Source organism: Nonomuraea turkmeniaca (assembly GCF_005889735.1).
GTDB classification, from domain to species: domain Bacteria; phylum Actinomycetota; class Actinomycetes; order Streptosporangiales; family Streptosporangiaceae; genus Nonomuraea; species Nonomuraea turkmeniaca.
This window is the reverse complement of sequence record NZ_VCKY01000011.1, coordinates 82,096-89,415: the sequence shown is the minus strand read 5'-3', so window position 1 is coordinate 89,415 and position 7,320 is coordinate 82,096. Positions and strand designations below refer to the sequence as shown.

Here is a 7,320-nt window from a genome sequence, read left to right as displayed (position 1 = left end):
CCGCCCACCCGACCCGTCGTTCCCGGCCGATCGCCTGCGCGCTCCGGTGCTGTACGCCTCGGTGGGCACGGTGTTCAAAGCCGGCCCGCGGTTGCTGCGCAACTTCGCCACCGCGCTGGCGCCGCTGGGCGGCACCGTGATCATCGCCACCGGGGAGACCGATCCAGCCGCGCTGGATCCGCTGCCGGACAACGTGCATGCTCGCCGCTTCGTACCGCAACCAGAGGTGCTCGCCCGCGCTGCGCTGTTCGTCACGCACGGCGGGATGAACAGCGCCAACGAGGCCCTGTACGCGGGGGTTCCGATGCTGGTGGTCCCGCAGGGCGCAGATCAGCCGCTCGTGGCCCGGCGGGTGGTCGAGCTCGGCGCCGGGCTGTCGATCCGTCCCCAGGACGCCGCCGCGGGACCCGTGAACGCCCTCGCCCGACGCCTGCTCGACGACCCACGCTTCCGGGCCGCGGCGGCCACCCTGCGGGTCACCCAACGCGAGGCAGGCGGCTACCTGCGCGCCGCCGACGAACTCGAGCGCTACCTGCACCGGGCCGGCGGGGGCAGCCGGCCGGTCCCGGCAGATGCGACACAGGAGCGCTGAGTGATGTCACCCGTCGTCATCGTCCTGCTGCTGTTCGCTGGGCTGTCCGAGGCCGCCGGGCGGATCCTGCCCCTGGTGGCTCGCCGGCCCGGCGTGTCGCGGCCCCATGCGATCCTGCTCCTGCTGACCGGCGCCGTGGTCGAGGGCGCTGCGTTCGCGCTGTGGCCACTGACCGCATGGACCCTTGCCGAGCTGGTGCTGTCCGCTCCGCTGTCAGTCGTCGCCGCGTTCACCTGGACACCCGGCCTGGTCGCCCCGCTGCTTCTCGCCGCCGTCCTCGCGTTCCCGCTGCTCGGGCCCCTGCTGCACCTGCTGCTTTGCGTGGGGGTCGGGGCCGGCCTCGTCGCCCCGCTCGCCGCGACGACGGGGCTGGGCTGGTGGGCTGCCGCAGGCTGCGTGGCCGTCGCTGGAGTCGGGCTGGCCGCCGCCATCGATGCCGTACGGCGCCTGGTCGTGAAGATCAACGCCACCGGGGCGCGGGAGCTGGTCACATGATCGAGTTCCCGCTCTTCGTCCTGCTGCTGGGTCCGATCCTGCTCGCCGAAGCCCTGCTCGCCCGCTACGAGGTGATGGCCTACACCGCCGGCTGGCGGACTCCTGGCACGGAGCTACCGCAGGACATGCCCTACGCCCGAGGTGCGGATCCCGACCGTCCTCCGGACGCCTACCTGGTCTATCTGGACGGCATCGGGAAACGTCGTTTCCGCGACACCCGCGACGGGGGCCAGCTGGTCAAGGCCCTGATCGCCGGCGCGCCGGAGCTGCGGGTGCTGGGCCAGGTGCAGCCCTACTCTCCACTGGCCGACCCGCTCGCCGACCGGCCTGTGTGGGCGTGGCTCCGCCACCGCATCGGGCTCCTGCTGTTCCTGCACAACGTCATGCAGATCTTCGTGGCCGCCGACCACCGGTACCGTCCCCTGTACAACCGCGCCGTGGGCACTCAGACCGCCAACCACCTGCGCCGGGCGGGTTACCAGCCCGACAGCGGCATACCCGTGGTGCTGCTCAGCTACAGCGGTGGCGCCCAGGTCGCCACCGGCGCGGTTGACGAACTGCACACCCGGCTGCGTGCCCCGCTCCTGCTGATCACTATCGGTGGGTTCCACAACGGCGCCAACGATCTCACCCACGCCGATCACCTGCATCAGCTCACCAGCGGGAGCGACTGGATCGAGCGGGTCAGCACCTGGATCTTCCCTCAGCGTTGGCGGATCTTCCGCCGCAGTGGATGGAACCGGGCCGGCCGCGCCGGAAAGATCACCGTACACGGGCTTGACCCGGCCACCCACATGGGGCGGCGCAGTTACATCAGCCCAGAGGCGCAGTTGCCCGATGGCCGCAGCTTCCTCGACTGCACCGCCGACACTGTGATCGCACTCATCCGCGCCCACTGCGGCGGGCCTGCTGCGACAGAACCGTAGGAGCACAGCACTGATCATCTGGCACCGCACGCGATCGGCCGGACGACCCCTTGAGCGGGCCGACGCCACGTTGGCAGGGCAACGGCCGGACCGATCATGAGGCGGCTCGTGTGCCGCGCGCCGGTCCCGGGCTGGTCAACGGCCAGTGGATCCGTCGATCTGCTCGCGGAGGATGTCGGCGTGGCCGGCGTGCCGGCCGGTCTCTTCAATCATGTGCACCAGGACCCATCGCATCGATGGCGCCGGCCCAGGGCGCGGGGGTCGCGGGGCGGGAAGGGCCAGATCCGGGCAGGCGTCGATGACCTGGTTCGCTCGCTCGACGGTCTTCCGGTAGTCGGCGAGCACGCCGTCGACGGTGTCCTCCGCGGACGGCCGCATGGTCGCGCGCCAGTCGCCGACATCCTCACCGAGGAAGTAGAACCGTTCGACGGACGCCACATGCTTTAGCAGCCCGAGAAGGTTGGTGCCCGAGGGCACTCCACCCGTTCGGACCTGCGGTTCCGGCACGCCCGCAACCTTGTCCGCGACCGCGTTCCGCAGATAGTCGAGGAAGCCCCGCAGGGTGGCCTTCTCGTCGGCGCCGGTCCGCGGAGGCGTGGTGTCCTTCGCCCGCGTCCTGGATCGCTGCGCGTGATTTCCTGGCATCGAGTCACTCTCTTCCGACGTGGTGTCGTGTGGTTCAGGCGGTCATCCGGCGGTTCGCTGGATGAGCAGGATGTTGTCGATGACGGTGGCGGTCTCACCGGCGGGTCCGGTGGCCCGGCGGCGGGGCATGTCGGCGCGCAGGACGGGCCAGCGCGCGGGATCGAGATCAAGTTCGGCGGCGATCTCGGTGGGTGTGGGGTGGTGGACGTCGGGGTCCTGGTTCCACGACCAGGGCGCGGTGGAGCCGTGGTCGACGATCAGCAGCAGACCGCCGGGGCTCAGGGCCCGTGCGGCGCTGCGCAGGACTCGGCTGCGGAGCAATGGGAACGGGGTGTGGAAGTACTGGGCGGAGACGAGATCGAACTTGCCTGCCGGGAAGCTTCTGGCCAGATCGTGTTGTTCGGTGGCGACCCGGTCCGCGACGCCGAGGTCGCGGGCGCGTTCCCGCACCCGTTCGACGGCGGTGGTGGAGATGTCCACGGCGGTGACGTGCCAGCCCCGCCGGGCGAGCCAGATGGCGTCGCCGCCGGCGCCGCAGCCCAGATCCAGGGCGGCACCGGGGCGCAGCGGCGCGGCTGTCTCGGCGAGCAGCGGGTTGACGCGTGCGACCCAGCTACGCCGGGTGCGGTAGTGCCGCTCCCAGAACAGCTCGGCGTCCTCGTCCGCCGCGCCCTGGTCGCCCGAGGCGTCGGCGGTGAGTCGTCGCCCTTGGGGAGAATCCATCTGAGTTGTCCCTTCGTCGGCCGGCATGCCGAGCGTGATCCGATACGCACCTTCGAACCGGTGATGTACCGACAGCATCGCCACCGCCATTTCCTTCTTGCAAGAAAAGTTGCGGATCCGCATCATCGGGGTATGGACAATCCCGCAAGAGATGTTCTGGCTGGAGTTGGGCCGCGTCTGCGTGCCCTGCGCCGGGCGCGGAGCGCCACGCTGGCAGCGCTGGCAAACGAAACCGGCCTCACAGCGAGCACCCTGTCCCGTCTCGAGAACGGCAAGCTCCGCCCCACGCTGGAGCAGCTACTGCCTCTGGCCCGGGCGCACGGCGTCCCGCTCGATGATCTCGTCGCGGCGCCGCCCACCGGCGACCCGCGCATCCACCTGCGACCAGTGCGGCGATCCGGGCTGGTGATGGTGCCACTGACCAGGCGGGCCGGCGGTATCCAGGCCTACAAGGTGATCTATCCACCCGCCGGCCGAGCGCCCACGATGAACCTGCAGACCCACGAGGGATACGAGTGGTTCTACGTCCTCAACGGACACGTCAGGTTCGTGCTCGGCGAGCAGGAGTTCCGGCTCGGCGTCGGCGAGGCCGCGGAGTTCGACACCCGCATACCGCACTGGATCGGCAGCGCCGACAGCCGGACCGCCGAGGTGCTCACCCTGTTCGGCGCGCAGGGAGAGCGCGCCCACCTGGCACCGTCCAGGCACTGACCATCTCAGCCCTCCGCCGGTCACCGAGATCAACTGGGCTTGCCGGGAAGATTCTGATGGATCACCAGGCGCGCCGACCCGCTCGCGCCGGAGTCCGCCGGTTCGAACCACACTGTGAGCGTGCACTCGTCATCGACGTCGAGGGACTGATTCGCGCAGGCGCCGTCATGGCGGAAATCCCCGGGTGTATCGGTCGCACCGATCCGGCTTGCCCTGTGACACTCTCAGCTCACGCGAAGACACTCCACCTTGCAACTGATCCTTGCCCGGGTGAGTTCTGCGGATCGTGCGGATGACGGGGGCGGCGCCCGAACGATCTCACGAGGGGGCGTGATGGCGCTCGACGGCCGCCGTCGTTCGCGCGACGTCGCCCGCGATGATCGCCTCCACCAGTTCCACATGCACGTCCAGACGCAAGCGGAGATAGTCCCCGTTGCGGCTGTCGTCGGGATCCGCATGCTCTGACAGGTCCGTGATGAACCGGGTCATGCTCAGATAGACGGCCTTGGCCAGATGGTTGGGACTGATCTCGGCGATGCGCTCGTGCAGTGCCCAGTTGGCCCGCATGAAGCGGTCGGTGCTGCTCATCGCGCGTTTGAGGCTGGCCAGGCGCTTGCGCAGGTCGGAGATGTCCTGCCGGCTCCGGTGCCGCGCCGCGTCGGTGGCGATCAACGGCTCCAGCGCCTCACGTACGGCGATGGCGTCAGCCACGGTGGTGGGCATCCTCCGTACGGTCAGCAGGGTGTGCCGGAGCCGCACGATCGGGTTGGGCTGGGCCACGAACAGGCCGCCGCCGCGACCGGGCCGGATCTCGACGCTGCCACGGTCGTTGAGCAGCCGCGCGGCTTCGCTGATGGTCGCGCGCCCGTAACCGGAGAGGTCGCGGAACTCGTCCATGGTGCCGATCAGGTCACCAGGACCCAGGCCGCGTTCGACGATCATCGATTCGATGTCTGCGGCCAGCGCCTCCGCGCGCGTCAGGGGTTCAGCCTTAACCACCCGAACAGTTCTACCAGATTTCTGGCCATTCCGGCAGTCGGGCGGTACGCTTCGGCGGAGACATAACCACCCGGAACATCCGGGTGGTTATGGTCGTCGACCAGCCTGTGGCCAGCGATTTCGTCCACACCTCGACGGCGTCTCCGCCCGGACTGGTACGTCTTCGGCGTCACCCTGGCCTCCGGCCTCCTGGCGCTCGTCGACGAACTGGCCGCCCGGCTCCACCTGACCGACGAGAGGCAACCCGCGTGACCCACGTGCGCATCGAGACCGACATCGAGTACGCGACGGCGGACGGTGTCTCCCTCGCGCTCGACCTCTACCTGCCGGCCGTCGACGGCCCGGCGCCGGTCGTGCTCTGCCTGCACGGCGGCGGCCATCTTGGCGGTGCCGCATGACCCCGCTTCTGCGCCAGGTGCTCAGCCAGGTCGACGGGCCGGATCCGCGGCTGAACGAACTCGTCCGCGCCCTGGTCACTCACCTGCACGCCTTCGTCGAGGAGACCCGGCCGACCCCCGAGGAATGGCTGGCCGGGCTCGACTTCCTCATCGAGACGGGCAAGATGTGCACACCCGACCGCAACGAGTTCATCCTGCTGTCCGACATGCTGGGGCTGACCTCGGCGGTGGACGACGTCAACAACGCCGGCCCGGAGAACATGACGCCGTCCTCGGTCGAGGGTCCCTTCCACTCACCGGCCCCGGCCCGCGAGCCGGGCGCCTGGATCAGCTTCGGTCCCGAGCGTGAACGTGGCGTGCCGACCGTCGTGCACGGCCGCGTGCTCGACTGCGACGGCACGCCGCTCCCCGGCGCGGTGGTGGATCTGTGGCAGGCCAACGACACCGGCCTGTACGACACCCAGGACGACACCCAGGACAGCGGCAACTTGCGCGGCCTGTTCACCGCCGACGCCGACGGCCGCTACTGGTTCCGCACCATCCGGCCCAGCAGCTACCCGGTGCCCACCGACGGCACCGGCGGGCGGCTGCTGCACGCCATCGGCCGCCACCCCATGCGCCCGGCCCACCTGCACTACCGGGTCACCGCGGCAGGCCACCGGTCGCTGACCACCCACCTGTTCCTGGCCGGCGACCCCTACCTCGATTCCGACGCCGCGTACGCGGTCAAGGACGAGCTGATCTGCCACCCGCGCGAGCGCACCGAGGGCTGGGAAATGGACGGCCCGTACGAGGAGATCGAGTTCGATCTCAAGCTGGTACCCCTCGACGGGAAGGAAGGGCAGTGAAGCTCGCCGGAGTCCGGCTCCCTGGAGACGACATCGTGCACCTCGCGCGTCTGGACGGCGACACCGTGCAGATCGTGACCGACGTGACGCGCTTTTGGACCGATGCGCGGGGCTGGACGGCCAGGGCCGCCGAGCTCACGGGGGAGGCCCTCCCTGTGGGGCAGGTGACCTTCGCGCCGCCGGTGCCGCCGTCGGCCCGGGTGATCTGCGTCGGGCTCAACTATCGCGCGCACGCCGCCGAGGGCTCGTTCGAGGTGCCCGAGTATCCGACCTTGTTCGGCCGCTGGACGGCCTCGTTGAGCGTCGGCGACGTGCCCGTACCGGTTCCCACGGGGGAGGCGGGGCTCGACTGGGAGGGCGAGGTGGCCGCCTACGTCGCCGAGCCTTTGAGTGACGCTGATCCTGCCGCCGCGCAGACGGCGGTGCTCGGCTACTCCACCTTCAACGACCTGACCGCCCGCCGCGCCCAGAAGCTCACCAGCCAGTGGACGCTCGGCAAGAACGCCGACCGCAGCGGCCCCATGGGCCCGATCGTCACCGCCGACGAGGTGGGCGACCTGCGCGACGGCCTGCGCGTCCGGACCCGGGTCAACGGCACGGTCGTCCAGGACGGCAACACCCGCGACATGATCTTCGGTGTCGGCGACGTGCTCGCCCTGGTCAGCCGCACGTTCACCCTCAACCCCGGCGACGTGATCGCCACCGGCACCCCCGCCGGCGTCGGCTACGTCCGCACGCCGCCATGGCTGCTCCAGCCCGGGGACGTGGTGGAGGTCGAGATCGACCGGCTCGGCACGCTGCGGACCCCCATAGCCGGCCGCGACCGGCAGGCGGACCCGCGATGACCATCCCGCACCGGATCGACGGCGAGCGCGTCGCGCGGGCGGTGGTCTCGCGCAGCCAGATGTGGGCGGCGTCGTGGGTGTGCACCGGGTGCCACCACGGGGCCTCCTGCAGCGGCACCGTGAATGGCGGCGCCAAGC

The 7,320-nt window shown here is 70.4% G+C and carries 10 protein-coding genes; 7 read left to right on the top strand and 3 right to left on the bottom strand.

The genetic code is table 11. The features are described from left to right. The 3 genes from ETD86_RS05275 to ETD86_RS05265 form a co-directional block, all read left to right on the top strand. Positions 1 to 592 (top strand): nucleotide disphospho-sugar-binding domain-containing protein (locus ETD86_RS05275; protein ID WP_281286874.1); only part of this gene is annotated, 592 nt, incomplete at its 5' end. Positions 593 to 595: 3 nt separating this feature from the next. Continuing rightward, positions 596 to 1,087, top strand: coding sequence for a hypothetical protein (locus ETD86_RS05270; RefSeq protein WP_138664944.1), 492 nt, complete (start codon positions 596 to 598; stop codon positions 1,085 to 1,087). After that, positions 1,084 to 2,013: a hypothetical protein gene (locus ETD86_RS05265; protein WP_138664943.1), complete on the top strand. Its 930-nt coding sequence runs from the start codon at positions 1,084 to 1,086 to the stop codon at positions 2,011 to 2,013. Before ETD86_RS05270 ends, ETD86_RS05265 begins: the two co-directional genes overlap by 4 nt. A gap of 135 nt (positions 2,014 to 2,148) precedes the next feature. Here ETD86_RS05265 and ETD86_RS05260 read toward each other — a convergent pair whose 3' ends face one another. Together ETD86_RS05260 and ETD86_RS05255 are read right to left on the bottom strand one after the other, a co-directional pair. Then, complete coding sequence (locus ETD86_RS05260; protein ID WP_138664942.1) at positions 2,149 to 2,658, bottom strand: DinB family protein; 510 nt, start codon at positions 2,656 to 2,658, stop codon at positions 2,149 to 2,151. Positions 2,659 to 2,700: 42 nt separating this feature from the next. Then, a complete protein-coding gene (locus tag ETD86_RS05255) occupies positions 2,701 to 3,381 on the bottom strand; it encodes an SAM-dependent methyltransferase (protein ID WP_138664941.1) in 681 nt (226 codons plus the stop codon). A gap of 132 nt (positions 3,382 to 3,513) precedes the next feature. Here ETD86_RS05255 and ETD86_RS05250 point away from each other — a divergent pair, with 132 nt between their 5' ends. Continuing rightward, on the top strand, positions 3,514 to 4,092 hold the full coding sequence (locus ETD86_RS05250) for a helix-turn-helix domain-containing protein (protein WP_138664940.1): 579 nt from the start codon (positions 3,514 to 3,516) through the stop codon (positions 4,090 to 4,092). 318 nt (positions 4,093 to 4,410) lie between these two features. Here the strand turns inward: ETD86_RS05250 and ETD86_RS05245 are convergent, their stop codons facing one another. Continuing rightward, positions 4,411 to 5,091: a FadR/GntR family transcriptional regulator gene (locus tag ETD86_RS05245; protein ID WP_246147651.1), complete on the bottom strand. Its 681-nt coding sequence runs from the start codon at positions 5,089 to 5,091 to the stop codon at positions 4,411 to 4,413. Positions 5,092 to 5,339: 248 nt separating this feature from the next. Here ETD86_RS05245 and ETD86_RS54845 point away from each other — a divergent pair, with 248 nt between their 5' ends. Genes ETD86_RS54845 through ETD86_RS05235 form a run of 3 tightly spaced genes read left to right on the top strand, consistent with a single transcriptional unit; the run spans position 5,340 to position 7,182 of the window. Then, on the top strand, positions 5,340 to 5,489 hold the full coding sequence (locus ETD86_RS54845) for a hypothetical protein (RefSeq protein ID WP_170222892.1): 150 nt from the start codon (positions 5,340 to 5,342) through the stop codon (positions 5,487 to 5,489). Continuing rightward, positions 5,486 to 6,337, top strand: coding sequence for a dioxygenase family protein (locus ETD86_RS05240; RefSeq protein ID WP_138664939.1), 852 nt, complete (start codon positions 5,486 to 5,488; stop codon positions 6,335 to 6,337). The genes ETD86_RS54845 and ETD86_RS05240 overlap by 4 nt, the downstream gene beginning before the upstream one ends. Continuing rightward, positions 6,334 to 7,182, top strand: coding sequence for a fumarylacetoacetate hydrolase family protein (locus tag ETD86_RS05235; protein WP_138664938.1), 849 nt, complete (start codon positions 6,334 to 6,336; stop codon positions 7,180 to 7,182). The genes ETD86_RS05240 and ETD86_RS05235 overlap by 4 nt, the downstream gene beginning before the upstream one ends. Positions 7,183 to 7,320: the final 138 nt, after the last annotated feature.

What these genes read in the sequence shown, in the direction of transcription:
- ETD86_RS05265 (WP_138664943.1), top strand. Translation starts at nt 1,084, where the DNA reads ATGATCGAGTTCCCGCTCTTCGTCCTGCTGCTGGGTCCGATCCTGCTC.
- ETD86_RS05270 (WP_138664944.1), top strand. Translation starts at nt 596, where the DNA reads ATGTCACCCGTCGTCATCGTCCTGCTGCTGTTCGCTGGGCTGTCCGAG.
- ETD86_RS05255 (WP_138664941.1), bottom strand. Translation starts at nt 3,381, where the DNA reads ATGGATTCTCCCCAAGGGCGACGACTCACCGCCGACGCCTCGGGCGAC.
- ETD86_RS05240 (WP_138664939.1), top strand. Translation starts at nt 5,486, where the DNA reads ATGACCCCGCTTCTGCGCCAGGTGCTCAGCCAGGTCGACGGGCCGGAT.
- ETD86_RS05260 (WP_138664942.1), bottom strand. Translation starts at nt 2,658, where the DNA reads ATGCCAGGAAATCACGCGCAGCGATCCAGGACGCGGGCGAAGGACACC.
- ETD86_RS05250 (WP_138664940.1), top strand. Translation starts at nt 3,514, where the DNA reads ATGGACAATCCCGCAAGAGATGTTCTGGCTGGAGTTGGGCCGCGTCTG.